Origin of the sequence: Saccharococcus thermophilus (assembly GCF_011761475.1) — a bacterium.
GTDB lineage: Bacteria > Bacillota > Bacilli > Bacillales > Anoxybacillaceae > Saccharococcus > Saccharococcus thermophilus.
On the sequence record NZ_JAASRS010000001.1, the window covers coordinates 1,214,757 to 1,231,685 of the forward strand.

Annotated in this window: 14 protein-coding genes and 1 pseudogene; 4 read left to right on the forward strand and 11 right to left on the reverse strand. The window is 41.9% G+C overall.

Going from position 1 to position 16,929, the window contains the following annotated elements:
- Positions 1–113: 113 nt before the first annotated feature.
- The 3 genes from BDD39_RS16680 to BDD39_RS06225 all read right to left on the reverse strand — a co-directional run bounded on the left by BDD39_RS16680 (position 114) and on the right by BDD39_RS06225 (position 3,269).
- Complete coding sequence (locus BDD39_RS16680; RefSeq protein WP_321164205.1) at positions 114–254, reverse strand: LacI family DNA-binding transcriptional regulator; 141 nt, start codon at positions 252–254, stop codon at positions 114–116.
- A gap of 262 nt (positions 255–516) precedes the next feature.
- The gene (locus tag BDD39_RS06220) at positions 517–2,688 is read right to left on the reverse strand and encodes a YhgE/Pip family protein (RefSeq protein WP_166909080.1); all 2,172 of its coding nucleotides are present in this window, start codon (positions 2,686–2,688) and stop codon (positions 517–519) included.
- 146 nt (positions 2,689–2,834) lie between these two features.
- A complete protein-coding gene (locus BDD39_RS06225; RefSeq protein ID WP_166909082.1) occupies positions 2,835–3,269 on the reverse strand; it encodes a DMT family transporter in 435 nt (144 codons plus the stop codon).
- A gap of 324 nt (positions 3,270–3,593) precedes the next feature.
- On the opposite strand from BDD39_RS06225, the gene BDD39_RS06230 reads away from it, so the two are divergent.
- Positions 3,594–4,085, forward strand: coding sequence for a QueT transporter family protein (locus tag BDD39_RS06230; RefSeq protein WP_166909085.1), 492 nt, complete (start codon positions 3,594–3,596; stop codon positions 4,083–4,085).
- Here the strand turns inward: BDD39_RS06230 and BDD39_RS06235 are convergent.
- From BDD39_RS06235 to BDD39_RS06245, 3 genes are all read right to left on the reverse strand, one after another.
- The gene (locus tag BDD39_RS06235) at positions 4,071–4,517 is read right to left on the reverse strand and encodes a DUF3307 domain-containing protein (protein WP_243846000.1); all 447 of its coding nucleotides are present in this window, start codon (positions 4,515–4,517) and stop codon (positions 4,071–4,073) included. The genes BDD39_RS06230 and BDD39_RS06235 overlap by 15 nt on opposite strands.
- A gap of 11 nt (positions 4,518–4,528) precedes the next feature.
- Positions 4,529–5,212 carry a hypothetical protein gene (locus BDD39_RS06240; RefSeq protein ID WP_166909088.1) on the reverse strand — a complete coding sequence of 228 codons (684 nt, stop codon included), beginning with the start codon at positions 5,210–5,212 and terminating at the stop codon, positions 4,529–4,531.
- Between the two features lie 596 nt (positions 5,213–5,808).
- Entirely contained in the window at positions 5,809–7,011 is a 1,203-nt protein-coding gene (locus BDD39_RS06245; RefSeq protein ID WP_166909090.1) for a DNA polymerase IV, read from the reverse strand.
- Between the two features lie 662 nt (positions 7,012–7,673).
- Between BDD39_RS06245 and BDD39_RS06250 the strand changes: the two genes are divergently transcribed.
- Both BDD39_RS06250 and BDD39_RS06255 read left to right on the forward strand, forming a co-directional pair.
- On the forward strand, positions 7,674–8,843 hold the full coding sequence (locus BDD39_RS06250) for an IS256 family transposase (protein WP_166907073.1): 1,170 nt from the start codon (positions 7,674–7,676) through the stop codon (positions 8,841–8,843).
- A 240-nt stretch (positions 8,844–9,083) separates the two neighbouring features.
- Positions 9,084–9,161: a YjcZ family sporulation protein gene (locus BDD39_RS06255; protein WP_166912300.1), complete on the forward strand. Its 78-nt coding sequence runs from the start codon at positions 9,084–9,086 to the stop codon at positions 9,159–9,161.
- Positions 9,162–9,475: 314 nt separating this feature from the next.
- Here BDD39_RS06255 and BDD39_RS06260 read toward each other — a convergent pair whose 3' ends face one another.
- Positions 9,476–11,008 (reverse strand): multicopper oxidase family protein, encoded by a 1,533-nt coding sequence (locus tag BDD39_RS06260; RefSeq protein ID WP_166909093.1) that lies wholly within the window; start codon positions 11,006–11,008, stop codon positions 9,476–9,478.
- A gap of 263 nt (positions 11,009–11,271) precedes the next feature.
- Entirely contained in the window at positions 11,272–11,634 is a 363-nt protein-coding gene (locus BDD39_RS06265) for a hypothetical protein (RefSeq protein WP_166909095.1), read from the reverse strand.
- Positions 11,635–12,131: 497 nt separating this feature from the next.
- Between BDD39_RS06265 and BDD39_RS06275 the strand changes: the two genes are divergently transcribed.
- Entirely contained in the window at positions 12,132–12,293 is a 162-nt protein-coding gene (locus tag BDD39_RS06275; RefSeq protein ID WP_166909100.1) for a hypothetical protein, read from the forward strand.
- 271 nt (positions 12,294–12,564) lie between these two features.
- Here the strand turns inward: BDD39_RS06275 and BDD39_RS06280 are convergent, their stop codons facing one another.
- From BDD39_RS06280 to BDD39_RS16835, 3 genes and pseudogenes are all read right to left on the reverse strand, one after another.
- Positions 12,565–14,223, reverse strand: a complete 1,659-nt coding sequence (locus BDD39_RS06280; protein ID WP_015863777.1) for an IS1634 family transposase — start codon at positions 14,221–14,223, stop codon at positions 12,565–12,567.
- Complete coding sequence (locus BDD39_RS06285; RefSeq protein ID WP_166909102.1) at positions 14,220–16,094, reverse strand: M14 family metallopeptidase; 1,875 nt, start codon at positions 16,092–16,094, stop codon at positions 14,220–14,222. The genes BDD39_RS06280 and BDD39_RS06285 overlap by 4 nt, the downstream gene beginning before the upstream one ends.
- 545 nt (positions 16,095–16,639) lie before the next feature.
- A pseudogene (locus tag BDD39_RS16835) lies at positions 16,640–16,852 on the reverse strand (ABC transporter substrate-binding protein); the annotation flags it as partial.
- Positions 16,853–16,929 lie beyond the last annotated feature (77 nt).

The following is a 16,929-nucleotide window of genomic DNA, read 5'->3' on the forward strand; positions in this document are numbered from 1 at the left end:
CATGTTTCAAGAAAAATTATAGGATCGAAGCCATTGGAGAACGTGAATGATAAACCACTACGCTTATATTGTTCGTTCGCTGCGAAACCATCGCCCTTGCCAAGGCATTTGGTTTATACTGCAGCTCCTTCATCACTTTTAATACTTTTTTCACGCGTCTCTGGACTTGCAACCCCTTTTCCCGAAATGATGCGCGAAACCGTCGACTTCGAAACACCAGCCCTCAACGCGATGTCTTTAATGGTGTAGCCCACTAAAGTTAGCCTCTATACCGTTTGGTCCGGTTCGTTTTCAAAGCCGCATTCCAAGATGGATATTATACATGCATTCATTTGTCAAATCATTTGCAACTTCGTCATGAAAAAAGGCACGAATCAAATCCGTGCCTTCCGCCGTAACGAATCTATTTTTTTAAAACAGCGTCCATATCCGCGCTGGCTGTTTCTGTTTCCCATCGATGGCGTCATCGGATATAAACAAAAAAGCCAGGCGGTCATTTTGCCTATGCCGCATGGTTTAATGAAACAATCCGCTTTTTTTCGCTTTCGCATGCAGCGAATGCATGTATTTGTTCAACGGTTCTTTCAGAAGCGTACCTAATAAGAGAGCCAGGACGGCAAACATCATGAGACGAACCGCATCGTTTTTCACTTTTCCCCACACAATGCCGCCGACTGCTTCGCGCATCAAATCAATCGCATACGTAAACGGCAAAAACGGGTTGATGTTTTGGAAAAATTCCGGAATAAGCTGAACCGGATACGTCCCCCCTGCTCCGGCGATTTGGAAAACGAGCAGGACGATGGCCAGCGCCTTGCCGACGTCGCTGAATACTGATACGAGCGTAAAGACAATGACAATAAACACAAAGCTGCATAACAGCCCAAAGAGGATGAACCAGCCGGAGTCATGAATATAAATATTCTTTAAAAGAAATACATCTCCTAACGTGACAATAAGCGCCTGAATACTGCTGCATGTCCAAAACGTCAGCAGCCGGCCAAAATAAATTTCTCTGCTGGTATACCCTTCTGCCTCATAAGGTTCGGTAGAAAGCAACGACACTAACAGCAGACAGCCCACCCATATGGACAAGACGGTATAAAACGGGTTCATCCCCGATCCATAGTTCGGAAGCGGAAACAATCTATGCGTCTTTAAGTCGACGGGATGGGCCAAAAATTCACCTTTTGCTCTTGGATCATTTTTTAATAAACGAATGATGTCGTAGATGTTTGTCTCTTTTTTCAATTTTACAAGAAAGGAAGCGATATCGTTGACTTTCCGCGCAAGAAACGGATACTGATCGCTTGCCGTCTGCAACATTTCTTCCCCCTGCTTGAGACCGCTGCCGGCGTGCTGAAGAAACCGCTCTAATTCCAGAATGGTGTTGGCGATGTCCGCGAGTATGCGGCGGGCGTCTTGAAGCGTCTGCTTCGTTTCGTTCATTTTTTCTTTCATGAGTGGTGCGATATGTTGCTCGTATTCATTCATCACCCGATCGACTTGCTTTACCGCAGCTGCCGCCCGCTCATTTAGGTCGGTGAGAAGATGGTTGCCTAGCTGCGCCCCGTTTTCACTTTGCTCGTACGCTAACTTGGCAAGGCGTTGTGCTTCTCTTAAATTGGATTTTATGCCTGTCAGACGGCCGGACAATTGTTCCATATTGGCGGAAGCCGTGCGAGAGAAAGCTCTCTTTTCGATCATGTTATTGAATATGCGAAGCTGTGTTTGCGCTTCATCTGCCATTTGTTCCCCAGCTGCGGCCATGCTCTGGACGTCGGAAAGCCATTGCCGCTGCTGGGCAAGGGAAAGGTTTTCTTGCAGCTTGTTAGTTGCGGCATAGATGGACATGGCGATTTGCTGCAGCGTACGCAAATTTTCCGCGATTTGCGGCGTCAATGTCTTTGCTTTTGCTTCCGCTTTCGTGAAAAACTGATTCATTTCATCAAGCAACGCAATGCCGCTGTTGACGATCCGTTTCGCTTCGGGAAGCGTTTTTTCCGCTTTATTGACGAGCCGTTCCGCCTCTTTCGCGTCGGACATCGATTGGTTTAACAGCCGCTTGATTTCCGGCAGCTTCGTCTGCAGCTGAAAAATCAGGGTCTCAAAATGGCGAATATCTGGCAGCTGTTGTTCTAATGCCACCCCCGCTTCATGAAAGATAGAAAACAAAACGCTGTTGACAACAGCGACAAATTGATCGCTTACTTGCTCGGTGATGGTGCTTGCTCCTTTGGATGTGATTCTCGGCGCAATCGCGTTCTTTTTGTCATTTTCATAGTAATGAATGACGGCCTGCTCCGGCCTATCTTGCACAATGGTAGCCAATTTTTCTGAAAAATCGCTTGGAATGACGATCGTCGCAAAATAATCGCCATAGCGGACGTTTTTCATTCCTTCTTGTTTGCCAACAAATTGCCAGCCTAAGTCATGATTGTTTCGTAGCGCCCTAACAATTTCTTTTCCGGCGTTAAACGCATGTCCTTGAATTTTTGCCCCTTTGTCTTCATTGACAATTCCTACTTTAATGTTTCTCGTGTTGGCATACGGATCAATAGAAGCTTCGATATTCACCCACGCATAAAGCGATGGCAGAAGAAGCAATCCGCCTACCAATACCGCCGCTACCCAGTTTGTTGCTATTTGCTTCATATCGTGAACATAAAGATTCCATATCTTTTTCACGAACCTCAACTTCCCTTTAGTGTGATTAAACTGCTTTTGTTAGTATAAACCAATGAAAAAAAAACTAAACATAAGCGGCGGATTGGAAACGAGCACGGTATGTTTACAAAAAAACTGCTGGCTAACCAGCAGACACACATACCATATTATTTTTTATAAAACAGCCATAATGCGCAAAACAATAGTATGATTCCCATCATTCTTCTCATGTCAAAAGGAATGTGCTGCCCGCCAAGCAAGCCGAAGTGATCGATGATGGAACTCATCACCAACTGGCCCGCGATCACGGCCATGATGGAAGTAGCGACCCCTACTTTCGGAACGATGAGCACCATGACAAACACGTAAAACGCCCCAAGCACCCCACCGAGCAGTTGCCACTTCGGAACGGAAAACATTTGTAACAAGTCTCCTTTACCAAAAAACAATTGCACTAAAAATAACACGATTGTACCGATGAGAAAGGAAACGAACGCTCCTTCCATCACACCGACTCTTTTGCCAAGACCGCCGTTGACACCAGCCTGCACCGACGTTGCCATTCCGGCGACGATGGCAAGAATCATCCATAACCACTTCATTGCTAATCCACATCCTACATAATAATGAAAAACTTTACTAATTATCATATCATGGAGAACAATGGCATGGAAGAAGTTATTTCTATGATTTTTCAAAACAACAAAAATAGCAGACGGACCAACACCATCTGCCGTTTTTCTTTTATACTATTTATGGATGAGCAAATTTTGCAAAAGCGCCGATCGCCCATTTCAAATTTAGAGATCGATCATTGCATTTCCTTCTTTTCTTGCTAAAATAATAGATGTTGCTTTTCCTGTTGCACCATGTATACCGATGGTGTCTTTTTTTCATACACCTTAACGATGTAAGGAGAGAAATATATGAACATTAGAACTATCGTCGTAAACGGCATTTTAGCGGCTGTGTACATCGCGGTGACGATGCTGATTCAGCCGTTTGGATTTACTAACGTGCAGTTTCGCGTCTCGGAAATGCTGAATCATCTCGTCGTGTTTCATAAAAAATATTTCTTTGGTATTGTGTTCGGCGTCTTTTTTGCGAATTTGTTTTTCTCGCCGATGATGGCGTACGATCTCGTTTTCGGGGTCGGGCAGTCGGTCATCGCCCTCCTGATCACGATTTTTTCGATGCGGTATGTGAAAAATGTATGGGCGCGGATGGCCGTCAATACGCTGGTGTTTACGTTTACGATGTTCTTGATTGCCTGGGAGTTAAAGCTAGCGTTTGACCTGCCATTCTTTTTTACCTGGCTGACGACCGCAGCAGGAGAATTTGTCGTTATGGCGGTTGGCGCGCCGATTATGTATGCGGTAAACCGGCGTGCACATTTGGATAAATTAATGGAAACATAAAGCGGCAAGGGGTTTACCTGCCGCTTTTTCTTCGAAGGTCTTTCCAATAATGTCTAAAAACGCTGACGGTTCAAAGATAGAATAAAATGTAAACAAGATGGCCACAAGGTGAAGCATTTGGTCCATTATAAATAAAAGCGCCTGACTAATAGTTTTATTGAATACCATATCTAATTTTATTTTGCCGTAATCGATGATAAAATGACAGACGGAAATAAGAACAATAGCTTGTGCCAGCATTAGCAGCCCGGAAAGTGAAAACGATGTAAACGTTTCTAGAGTAACAATGCTCGCCACCGCCATAAGAATCGTATGGATAGCCAGATGTTTTCCTAAATCGGCAAGCGGTTGATCATGTCGTTCCTGAACGAGTTTATCTGAATGGAAAATAAAATCTCCTAGCAAATGAGCAAGATAAAAGTATATCCACAATGTTATCCCCCTTACTTGTTTAGAAGCGCTTGATATAATATCAACAATTCGGTAAAGCTCGCTTCTGTTGTCTTTACTTTTTGGTACTCAGCGCGTTTCAGCAAATAGCTGACAGTCGAAATAGGGGATTTATACCCCAAATGTCTTCCGATTTTTTCATATGTCCATTCCGGAAACTGCTCGATCAGATGAATCACTTGTTTTTGTTTGTCTGTCCAATTTCGCTTTGTTTCTAGAATCCATCCTAATAAAGTGTTGAGTGGTTCGAATGGAAGCGCCTCAGCGAAAATATAAAAACTTGTTGTATCTTCATTTTCACTCCATATTTTTGTTTTTTCCTTTTTTTCCTTCAAATGTTCTCTAGCCGTAAAAGCGCACAGTACTGCACTTCCGTTAATCGTATGAACGTCCGTTGTGTCCGTTTCTAGTTCCCCTATTCCAATTCCAGAATAAAATGGACACTGGTGAAAGCAGGATTGGGAATATATATATTTAATCAGTGGATATGCGCTGGAGAAATTTCCAATTACTCCAACAAGCTCATCCCCGTTTCGAATAGCAAACGGGACAAGCAAATCTTTATGAAACCGCTTGTTTATCGTTTCTTTAAAGTCATTTAAAATCATTAACAGCCGCTTCTTGTCCATTTGTCGAGAATGTTTTACATCCAAAGCAAAACATACAGCAGGTTTCATAAGCTCTCCTCTTTTTTGATTGATGTATATATATCAATATTACTATTATTGTTGGGAAAACATCAAGAAACGCATCAGCTCATTAGATAAAGGCTCAGCAGTTTACGGCATCGAGCTGGTGATCCACTCAATGATTAGCGCCAATACTGCCAGGCAAACCGTCATCATGGTGGAGCCAATCAATATATGTCGCTGTAGTTTGATAGACTTTTTTCTTTCTCTTGCTGCATAGAAGCTATACACCATAAAACCAACGATAATGGATCCGCCCCATCCTGCCAATCCGATTGGAGTAATTAACTTCTCCCAATCGAAGATCCAAAATACATCATAATTAGATGAACAGCGATGATAGAAAATTCTAATTTCTTCTTTTCGCAAAGACTGAGATGAACCCGTTTTAATTCAGGGATCATTTGCTTGATTACACTCATGATTTTCATGGCATCCCGGTTACAGTCCCAACTTTCTAGAATGGACAATTGCCAATCGGTTAACTTACTTTTTTCCCTCTATCATATGAATTGGCATTCTGTTATGAGAGTTCGGTTGGGAAAATCGTTAACTTGTGCCAAACACGCTTCAAATGTTCTTGACTAATCTTGTTCAAACAGATTAGCTCCTCTTTGAATAATATTATCGCCGAATTTTTGCCGCAGCTGCTCCATCGTCTGCCATAGCGCTTCCTTTTTGGCATCTTCTTCATAATGAAACAAATCTAATTGTTTCACCGCCTCTTTTTTATCAAATACGTCTACGGCGGTAATTCCTAACAGTCTTACTGGATTGCCGTTCCAATGACGTTTTAATAAGTAGGCGGCGCATTGAAAAATTTCCTCCGCTTCTTGAAATGGATTTTCCCATGTTTTACTGCGGGTGATCGTTTGGAAATTGCTATAGCGAATCATAATTTGAACGGTGGAAGAGACGACGCCTTTTTGTTTCATGCGATTGCTGACGGATTGCGCCAAATTGCGCAGCACTTCAAGAAGAATCCGTTCTTCTGTCACATTTCGGGAAAGCGTTGTGGAGTTTCCGATGGATTTCCATTTTTCTCTCGCTTCTGGATCAACAGGACGGGGATCAATCCCATTAGCCCACTCTTTTAATCGGACTCCAATGATACCAAGCAAATTTTGTAATGTCACTTTTTCCGCCTTCGCCAATTCTCCAATAGTAAAAATGCCGATACCATTTAATTTTTTGGCTGTTTTGTCGCCGATGCCGTGCATCTCCTGAATAGGGAGAGGCCAAAGTACTTTTGGCACATCGCGCTTGCGCAACACCGTAATGCCTAACGGTTTTTTCATGTTACTTGCCATTTTGGCTAAAAACTTATTCGGTGCAATGCCAATGCTTACAGGAATATGTAACGTCTGCAACAACCCTTTTTGAATTTGCTCCGCGATATCCAACGGTGAACCAAGCGAATAACAATCGGTAATATCCAAGTATCCTTCGTCAATCGAAGCGGGCTCTAAAATGGGTGTAAACGTTGCTAAAAACTGAAATACTTTCTCACTTATCTTGCGGTATAAATGAAAATCAGGTTTTAAAACAACAAGTTGCGGGCATCTTTTCTTCGCTTCCCATAATGGCATTGTCGTATAAATACCAAAACGTTGTTTCGCGATATAGTTCGCCGCTAACACAACTCCTTTTCGTTCTTTCGGATCTCCCGCTACAACAACCGCTTTTCCTTCTAATGAGGGGTCTCGCGCGATTTCGCAGCTGGCGAAAAACGAATTGCAGTCGACATGGAAAATTACGCGACCGTGTTTTGGGTATGTTGTTTCCATGTTATTTTTCTCCTTTTTTGAACTGCTCCCGCTTTCACTTTGTTTAGAAATAGGAGATTCTTGGGTAATCCCTTCTAACGAAGAGAAATTGACCAAGCTCTACGGACCGTTCCAGCCCTGAACACAAAATCCCCGCATGTTGATTCTACACGCTGACGTACGAAGCAGGTTTAGCTTTTCGGCCAGCATGGGCGTATGATGGCGGAAGATTTTACGTGACAAACCTTTTCCTGCCCCGTATCTTCCGTTTTTACAGAGCAATCTGTACAAAGCAATTCGATTATAGCACATATGTTCGTTTATTTCTACGACAAAGCGATCCATTTCTTGCTTTTGTTGTTTTGTACCTTGTCCATAGAAATGGGAGTCTTCTCACCTCCTGTAAAAACGCCCTAACCCCTCTTGTATAGAAAATTGTGGATGAAAGCTGAGAGATAAGCGAAAGAAGCAGATAATAACATGGCTTGGTATGTTGGATGGAATAAAGAAGAACGACCTTCTTGTTCAACTAACGGAGCAGTATAATTCAATAACAAATAATCAGCATTCGCGGAAAAGATGATGTATAAAAGTTTGTGTAAAGCATTTTGCTAGAACAAAAGAAAAAAGGTAGGGTATTCTCTGATTGGACCAAAAATCTTAGAGAAAGGAGTACCCTACCTATGTCTAAAAGAAGTATACCGAATGTCGACTGGGCAAATCAACTGGAAAGTGTCATTCGTCAGTTTGTGAAGGAAAAATTAGAGCTGATTATGCGGGAAGAAATCAAACATTTCCTCGAAATCGAACAGGCTGGAACGCCGAATATGAGAAACGGCTACTATCAGCGAAATCTAGATACGCAATATGGCCGGATTGAGGGTCTTTTGGTTCCAAGAGACCGAAACGGGGAATTTCAAACACAGTTGTTTGCCCCTTATCAACGCCACACCGGCTGGCTGGAGGAAGCCATCATTAGGATGTATCAAAGTGGCATGAGTACACGGGAAATTGGCAAGTTTATCGAACGAATTCTAGGAAATGCTTATTCTCCAGCGACGATCAGCCGTATTACCGATGTCGTGAAAGAAGACATCGAGAAATGGCACCATCGTCCACTATCCAAACGTTATTCTGTCTTATATTTGGACGGCTTGTACGTGAAACTTCGCCGCGATACGGTAGAGAAAGAAGTCATTTATGTGGTGTTAGGAGTGAATGAAGAAGGGTATCGAGAAATTCTGGATTTCTTCGTGGGAGGACAAGAAAGCGCCTATGGATGGCAGGAAATTCTTCAACACCTCTACCAAAGAGGCGTCAAGGAAGTGCTTCTTGGCGTCTTCGATGGCCTTCCGGGGCTGGAGGAAGCCTTTAAGGCGGTGTATCCGAAAGCCGATGTGCAGCGCTGTGTCGTGCACAAAGTCCGCAACACCCTCAGCCGTGTTCGGAAAAAAGACCAATTCGAAGTGGCCGAGGATCTCAAGCTGATTTATCGCGCGCCGAATAAGGAGATGGCGTTACAAATGTTTCAACAGTTTGAGTCGAAATGGTCCAGCAAATATCCAAGAGAAGTTCAATCTTGGGCCAATGAGTTGGATGTCCTCCTTACATTTATGGATTATCCAAGCAGTATTCGAAGTGTGATTTACACGACGAATGTCATCGAACGAACGATCAAAGAGATTCGGAAACGTCTAAAGCCGATGAACAGTTTGAGCAGTTTAGAAGCCGCGGAAAAAGTCGTGTATTTGACCATCCAAGATTTTAATGAGAAATGGGCAGGGCGAAAGTTAAGAGGATTTGCCGAAGCGCAGGAAGCCCTTCAACGAATGTTTGAAGAACGTTATTGTTAACCAAATATTGTAAATAAACAAAATAAGGGGATTCTCCCTTTCCACACAAGAGACTGAATATTCAGTCTCCTGTGTGGAGAAAATCAGTCCCCTATCAATTCAAATCCATTTCAGAGAAACCCTACCCCATTTACATTACACAAAATTCTTGACGGTACCGCGGAAAATTATAAGAGTCCAATCAAACTGATAAAAAGTCCTGTATTATAAACTAAAGACACATAAATGGAGGTGTAACTAATGGGTGCTGGCTTTGCATTAATCGTCGTTCTGTTCATCTTATTAATCCTTATTGGTTGTAGTTGTATGATTTATTAATCCTTGTTGGTTTGTGGTTATATGATTGGGGGCTTTGGTGGTTACGGGAGAGGATATGGCTTCGGCGGTGGTTATGGACCAGGATTGGGATTCTAGTACTCCCTCCCCTTCTTATGAGGATTTGAGAATTGCTAAAATGCTTACACTTCTCGTTATTTGTTGAACTACGAGTGCCATGGTTGAACAAGACACACAAAAAGACCGATTTATTTCGGTCTTTTTGTGTGGTCTAAAACCATTTTGATGGGTGATATTATTTACTTAAGATAAATCATCTTGCAAATTACAGGATGATTTTGACGGAGAACAGTCTATTATCGGATAACAATATACGGTCTCATCATCTCATAATCCTCGTGCTCCAAGATATGACAGTGCCATACATACAACCCTGTATAAGGACCAAACTTCATGATAATTCGAGTTACCTGGTTAGGATTAGCTCTTACTGTATCCTTCCATCCTCGTTCTTGCGGTTCGGGAGGAATCGCCGGACCCGTATACTGGATAATTCTCTCCTTTTTAAACTTTTCTACATCGAAATCTCTCCGGTCTAATATTTGAAAATCAATTAAGTGAAGATGAATAGGGTGTGTAGCCGTAGTTAAGTTAATTAAATACCATATTTCGGTTGATCCCAATTTTGGATTTTCTGTTATGGGGGCATCCCACTGTTTATTATCCAATAGCATGAATTCACGACCGTACTTATCCATATTATCATTTAATGTTAGGTATCGTATCTTTGAAGCTGACTGTTCTTTTATTTTTGGAAGAGGCCCCATATAAGACGGTATAACACTCGTATCAATATTTGAAAGAGGAAGAGTCACTCTAAACTGCATCACAGTACCTGTATTTTCATCTGGCGGATCTCCGGTTGGAAAAGGAGCGGGGGCATCATTTGTCATAATAATATTCTTGCCCTCAAGATTGGTAAAATCAATGATCACATCTGCTCGTTCTGCAGGTGCCAACGTAATTTCTTTGACTCCTATCGGGTGTTGCATTAATCCTCCATCCGTCCCGATTTGATAAAAAAGTTGTCCCGAATCAAGCTTTAGCCTATAGAAACGGGTGTTAGATGCATTTAGCAGCCTGAATCGATATTTACGGGGTTCCACTTTTAGATACGGCCATACTTTTCCGTTCACCAAGATGGTATCCCCAATAAATTCAGGAACTATCGACGTTTCTAATTCCGGGACTGGTTTTTGTGGTTGCTTCGGGTAATAAAGAGAACCATCTTTATTAAAAGTCTTGTCTTGTATCATAAGAGGGATATCATATTTCCCACTTGGTAAATTCAATAAACGTTCCCGATGATCTCTGATAAGATAGAATCCTGCCAATCCAGCATACACATTGAGCCTCGTGATGCCGAGCGCATGGTCATGATACCAGAGGGTGCAAGCTCGATCGTAATTATCATATCGATATATTTGCTTTCTAAAATATGGACCGACTTGTTTGAATCCCTTTGTAAACCAAGCCTCCGGGTAGCCATCGCTTTCCCATTCAACACTAGCGCCATGTACGTGTACCACCGTTCGCACTTCCGGTACATCCACATGGGCACCATGCACCGTATAGTCTACCGGCAAAAGATGCTTATCTGGAAGATTGTTGATCCATTTAATAAACACTTTTTCTCCGCTCTCTACTTCAATTGTAGGTCCTGGATAGCTGCCTTCATAGCCCCATACAGTTGTATCATTTAACTCACTATGGAGTGATTGCTTAAATTCCGTCATATTCACTTCATAATAAGTATGAAACTGATCTTTCCATCGAGGTTTTAAAATAGGGGGAATGGGGAGCTCATCTACAAATTTAGAGAGAATCATATTTCCACTCCTTAATAACCTGACGATTATAATTACCTTCTTTCTAAAGTTATAAATATTACAAGCCCTGTATGACAAATTCAAATGGTTTTGGCGGTTGACAAATAGTGCGATTGCGCGAGAAAATCAAAGAAAACAAAAGAGAAGTATCGCTGTATACATAGTGTGTACTATTTTGAATCATTGGAATAGGCGTTTGTTCAACGAACGGATGCATTTGTTGAATAACAGGCCTTAAATAAAAAAGAGCTTGGAACGTTTTCTTATAACGTTTTCCCAGCTCTTTTTTTGATTTGGATCGTGAATTTATTGGTGCTGAAATTAGGAGCTCCAAATACAGGAACGGTGTCCGCAGATGGCTCCGGCGGCCATTCATCTTCTTGAATGACCTGAAACAAAGATTTATGGAAACATCCTTGGTGGGAACTTGCCTTCGGAAGCTTTGAAACATAATAATGATCGTGACCATTTGAAAAGAGAAAATACTTCTTCCCTTTCTCAAGAACCGTTGTTGCTCCGACATCTATACAAACTCCTTGAAATACGCATTCACCTTCTTTCACAGTTTCGTCGAAATGCGTAACATTGCATTTTTTTTTATAACTTGTGACATCTGTCCGTTTCAAAAAGCCCCATTAGTACATTTAATGTTTATAGATATTTATAGGAGGTGATTTTCCATGTTTTGTCCTAGACCAGTTATATGTCCACCTAGATTTTTGGTGCGAGACTGTTTCATTCCTCGTGTAGTTCCTTATATCCATCCAGTCGTACACATTAATCGTCACAATATCGTCAATGTTCCTAGACATATTTTTACACCTATTACAAGAAACGTAGTTGTTGACCCTGGATACCCTACTCATTGCTGTTAATCAACACAAATGCCCTACTTTTATCAAGTGGGGCATTTTGTATTGTAACTGAGAAGGAAAAAATGGTTTACACATTAATATGTGTGAATACGTAACACAATGATCATGCTCTTCTGTTTCAAGGAAATCAAAAATCGAAAGTTGCTGCACATGCCACCAACTGTTATTTAGTTTTACATCCAACAAAATTGACTTCTTGTTATTTACCTTTTGTGGTATAATTATCCAAAATACTTTGGAGGTCTAACATGGAAGCTGTTGCATTCTTATTTGGTTTTGTTATTTATTTTGGTATGATAGTCTTTATGCTGTGGTTCGCCATAAGTTTAATAAAAACATTAAAAGAGAAAAATCAGATTCTAAAAGAGATTGCTAGAAACTTAGAGAATAGAGGTAAGGAAGAAATATAAAATTTGTCTAGAACAACTTTTATGTAGATAAAAAGATATATAAAACAGCCTCCTATAGTTCAAAAATGAACTACAAGAGGCTGTCTTTAGCGCTTTGTTAATAATGTTGTTAAACCGCATTTGCCAGCATGATTGGAATAGAACTCACATTTCGCACCCTAACAAGGTCAAAACAAAGGATTTTTTATTTAGTTTTTCAGAATAACTTTTTGACCAACACAACGAGCGATGGCAATCCTTTTTTTACCATCGCTGGTCGTTCCGTATCACGTTACACGTAGATGCTCTCATCCATGCCCAATCCCTGCAGAATCCTTCGCTGATCAGGGGTAAGGGAGCGATCCAGTGAGCGTTGGATGCGCCCATCCGGCAGCTTGAACAGGACGACGTTCACATATTGAAACAGCTGAAAAATCGCCTGTCCCGTCGGCCGGGTCAGCTTGCGGCCTCCAGGACCCTTCAACGGGTGTTCTGGAGTAATAAACTGACGCACTCGGCGCTGAAAAACGCGGTAAATAGCCAAGGCCAACAGAAACAAATAGCCTAATACTGCGACCCGTTCTGGTTTTTTGACGTAAATCTCATCCGTGAAAAACGGATCTTTCAAAAAAGCGAAGTTCATTTCCACCGAGATCTGCCCTTTATACAGCTTCAAGATCTCTTGGGCATCCATGGGTTGGCCCTTCCATTCCTTCGGAACGGTCGTGACAAGGACAAACCGGGACGCTTTCCGTCTCGCCTGTTCCCACGCGTCTTGGTCGAATTCGACGTCAAGGTGCAAGAAATACAGCGTCTCCACCTCGGGTTCCGCCCCTTTTTTCGGCCGTCCGCGCCGTTTTTTCAGGCGTACGATCTCTTCGACCGCGGCCTCAACCCGATGAAACCGGGGGCGAAGGGACGCCTTGAGGGACGCCAAGGCTTGTTCGGCATCTTCCCGGCAGGAGAAGGGGTGACGCTCCCAACGGGCTTGTTCCTCGCGAAGAAGCTCCGCTTCTTTGGTTCGTTCTTTTTCAAGCGTCTTTCCTTTTCGCTGGTCGAGCGCGCTCGATTCAACAACGATCAGCCGAACGGGGTGGCCTTCATACGTCGAGGCCGTTTCCCATACCCGGTACGTGGCGCCGTTTCTCTCCGCCAACGTAAAGGGATCGCTCCACGTCGTGTCCTCAGCATCCGCTTCGGCCAGCGCGGTTTTCACGATCCGGAGCGACGAAGGGCCTCTGGTGATCAAAAAGGCGTTGGCCGCTTTGGTTTGCGCCAGGGTCTCTTTCGTCATCGCGGCGGAATCGGCCACGTAAATCCATTCGTCTTCGATTTTGGCCTGCTTCAGCTGTTCATGGACACGAGACAGCACCTCGGGATTCCATGTTTTATCGGGCAGGTTGCCATCGTGCACATCGCCGTAAAACGGGATGCCGTCCTCGTTGCCGACCAGTCCGAAACCGATCTGTTTTTGCCAACGATGATGGCGGTTGTAGCCATGTGTGATTTGTAAGGCCTCTAACGAGGCCGATTCATACGCGCCGTAAACGGTCTTGTCCGTCGTATCGGCGTGGAAGGCTCGGAGGGAAAGGCCTTCTTTTCGATAAATATGAATCAAGCAAGTGCTGATGACGTTGTGAATGCCAGCCTCATACAGGCGATCGAGATGACGGGCCAACGCATCGTCGTTCAACCAGGAAGGATGGAGATCGGGACGGATGAGTTTCTCACAATCGACCTCCTGAGCCCAATGTTCCAAGTGAACAAGGGCTTGCCGGCCGTCAAACACATTGTAGAGGATGGCCTGAACGGCATCGCTGACTCGCGTTTGGCACTGCGGATCGACGGGCACGAGATGGTCAATCAATTGAGGCAGACCCAGTTTCTTGAATAGGGCACTTATTATATTCAAATAAGAATTGCGATAGACCTTTTTGACTTGAACGTTCATAAGTGAAAAACTCCTTTACGTTCCTTGTGTGTCAAGGATTCATTCGACATCGGAACGAAAAAATCCTCCCGATTTTCGTCGAGAGGGTGCGAAATGTGAGTTAAAGGTACAGGGCATTCTCCGACATATGGAGCAACTTCAATAGTGAATCCTGGTCTTTTGAATTGAATGACAAACCAATCTTTATAACCGCCGCCACTTGGGTTTTTCTCTGGCTTTACTAGCGAGTATTTCGTTTTCTTCGATAGCATCAAGGCAAGTCGATAATCACGTTGTGCTTGCTCTTTCGATTGATGGAAATGCCAATAAATAATTTGTCCGGAAGAGTGATAGGAAACGGTGGTTAGAAAATTATGCGCTAGTGTAAAGTCTCGCATTGCTTGCGCTTCAGGTTCACTATATGGACGCGGTCCTTTATAATTTTTGTACCATGGTTTTCCAGGATTACAACAAATCGTTTTCCAGTATGCATCATATTGTCTGTTTAAATCAACCCCGCGAATGTTCGCTTTCCAGGCGGAAAAATCTTTTTTTCCGTTATTAATCTTTAAAACTAGTGTAGAATTTTTTACAGCTTTATATCCCTTTTGTACAAGTGTCACACCGTCTGGATTAACCATTGGCACAAACCAAATAGATGTGTTATCCAATGTTTTTCTAATGCTATAGTTATCTATTTTCTGATTGTTGCCGTAAGCAAATGCGTAAGTATCAATCATTTCCATTACTAAATTTGTTGTAATATGTTCACGAGCATGGTGGGAAGCATTGACGAAAATTTCTCTCTTGCCTTTTCCTAATTTTATGGCATAAATATTTCTTCCTTCTACTGAATGACCGATAATTTGAGTTTGAACTAATTCCGGATAAAAAGATTGCAAGCGTTGAATGTCTCTTTGCATTTGTTCGTATGTATATGTTTGATATGGGTTGACAATCCCTTTACTATCAATTTTTTCGTTTACTGCACTTTGTGATAAATATGCTGTTTTTCCAGCAATAACAATTTCATAGAAATTGCCTACGAGTTTTTTCGCTGCGAAAACTTGTCCAGGTTGAATCGTTGCAATAGCGACACGCGTCTTTGATGTTGAATTATAAACATCTATTTCTTTTCCTACTTTCACTAAATACATAAAAGGCTCTGAGGAAACAGGAGTAATTTTCTGTGTGATCGGTTTAATTCCCGTTTTTGGAACATATCCAGTTAATTGACCGAACTCAATCACATGCCACTGTCCATTGTATTCACTTTTGCTATAGAATGTTTGGCCTTGTTTTAATAAACCGACTTCTACAAATTTTCCTGACTTATTATAGTAGACGGGGACAGATTTCACTGCTACTTGGAATGATTTGTCATTTTGCGGAAAAATAAAATGAACATTATTTTTATCTATGTATGCTTTTCTTCCAGCAACAATAATTTGATAAAAATCGCCATTTTCTTCGATCATAGAAAATGGTACATTTTTTTCAATAATGGCTAATTCTTTTCGTTCTCCCCCTTGAAAATAGTACACAGGTGTAGATTTTATTGTATACATTTGAAAATACGTTTTATTCCCTTTCTCGGTGAAAAGGGAGTTATCCAATTTTTCGACTGGCTTTACATTTTCTTTTAAAATATAAGCGGTCTGTTCTCCAAATTGTACGGTGTAATATTTCTCATTGAGTGAAGATAACACTTTTAATGGTTCTTTCTCCCTTAACGTCCCAATTTTTATAAATGTACTACCTTGTTTTTTATAAATATCTGTTTTAGTTACCGTCTCCACAAAAGTTTCTTCTGCTTTCGTTGGAAAACTAGTAAATAATACAAAGGAGATTAAGCAAATAAAGGTGGTTATATAAATCTTCGCTATTTTCATACCTCTCTCCTTTCTCCCAAATTAAAAAATTCATACGATATGTAATTGATCACTTTAGCAAAGTTCGTTCCCATTAGCAGTTGGACATATAATATATTTCTGTAACCGAGGAAGCCGTTGCCCCCTGTTGCCCCAGGCCTTTTGTCACAAAACTGGAATTTAAAGAAGGCATTAACAAGTAATGATTATGGATATGTCCGATCACAAGCTTTCCTCTAAAACAATATCACCGCCTTTTTTCCTAAAATGACTTTAGCAATAAAAATTGTAAATGTTATAGATTAATAGATCAAGAAAAAAAAGGAACATAGGGAAATAAATTTACTTTTTGTTGTTAATGTGTTATTTTTTCTATAAAACTCCATGGATGATTTAGAACATAATTCTTCTTAATAAAAAATAATGGCAAAGCAACAAGTTATTATAAAATAGAATGGAGATGGCATCCCAACTCCCATCTCCACTTTTTATATTTTTGGTGCCTCTTATTTCAGCTTTATTGGCACAATCTTACCGTTTTCTATGGCTGCGACGCTTTGTTTCGATTCAAATCCGCCGTTATTGTTAATTTCCGCGGCCGCCATCTTCAACCTGTTTGGCGTCCGTTCCCCGTAATAGGCGGCAGGACCGCTCAACGGACCGCTTTATCCAATGTTAACGGTATTGGCATCTCCGCCGCCGCTTGCCTCTTTGCTTCCGCTCGCTGTATTACTCGCTGGAGAATTGTTGCAAGCTGCCATTGCGATCAATACCAACATGATGATTGTCGTGAAAAATAACCTCAGTTTCGCAGGATTATACACTTATTGAGATAATTATTTGCCGATATATCACT

Coding starts and splice junctions, on each gene's coding strand:
- BDD39_RS06225 (WP_166909082.1), bottom strand. CDS start 3,269: ATGAAGTGGTTATGGATGATTCTTGCCATCGTCGCCGGAATGGCAACG.
- BDD39_RS06240 (WP_166909088.1), bottom strand. CDS start 5,212: ATGAAACCTGCTGTATGTTTTGCTTTGGATGTAAAACATTCTCGACAA.
- BDD39_RS06280 (WP_015863777.1), bottom strand. CDS start 14,223: ATGAACGTTCAAGTCAAAAAGGTCTATCGCAATTCTTATTTGAATATA.
- BDD39_RS06255 (WP_166912300.1), top strand. CDS start 9,084: ATGGGTGCTGGCTTTGCATTAATCGTCGTTCTGTTCATCTTATTAATC.
- BDD39_RS06260 (WP_166909093.1), bottom strand. CDS start 11,008: ATGATTCTCTCTAAATTTGTAGATGAGCTCCCCATTCCCCCTATTTTA.
- BDD39_RS06230 (WP_166909085.1), top strand. CDS start 3,594: ATGAACATTAGAACTATCGTCGTAAACGGCATTTTAGCGGCTGTGTAC.
- BDD39_RS06245 (WP_166909090.1), bottom strand. CDS start 7,011: ATGGAAACAACATACCCAAAACACGGTCGCGTAATTTTCCATGTCGAC.
- BDD39_RS06250 (WP_166907073.1), top strand. CDS start 7,674: ATGTCTAAAAGAAGTATACCGAATGTCGACTGGGCAAATCAACTGGAA.
- BDD39_RS06285 (WP_166909102.1), bottom strand. CDS start 16,094: ATGAAAATAGCGAAGATTTATATAACCACCTTTATTTGCTTAATCTCC.
- BDD39_RS06275 (WP_166909100.1), top strand. CDS start 12,132: ATGGAAGCTGTTGCATTCTTATTTGGTTTTGTTATTTATTTTGGTATG.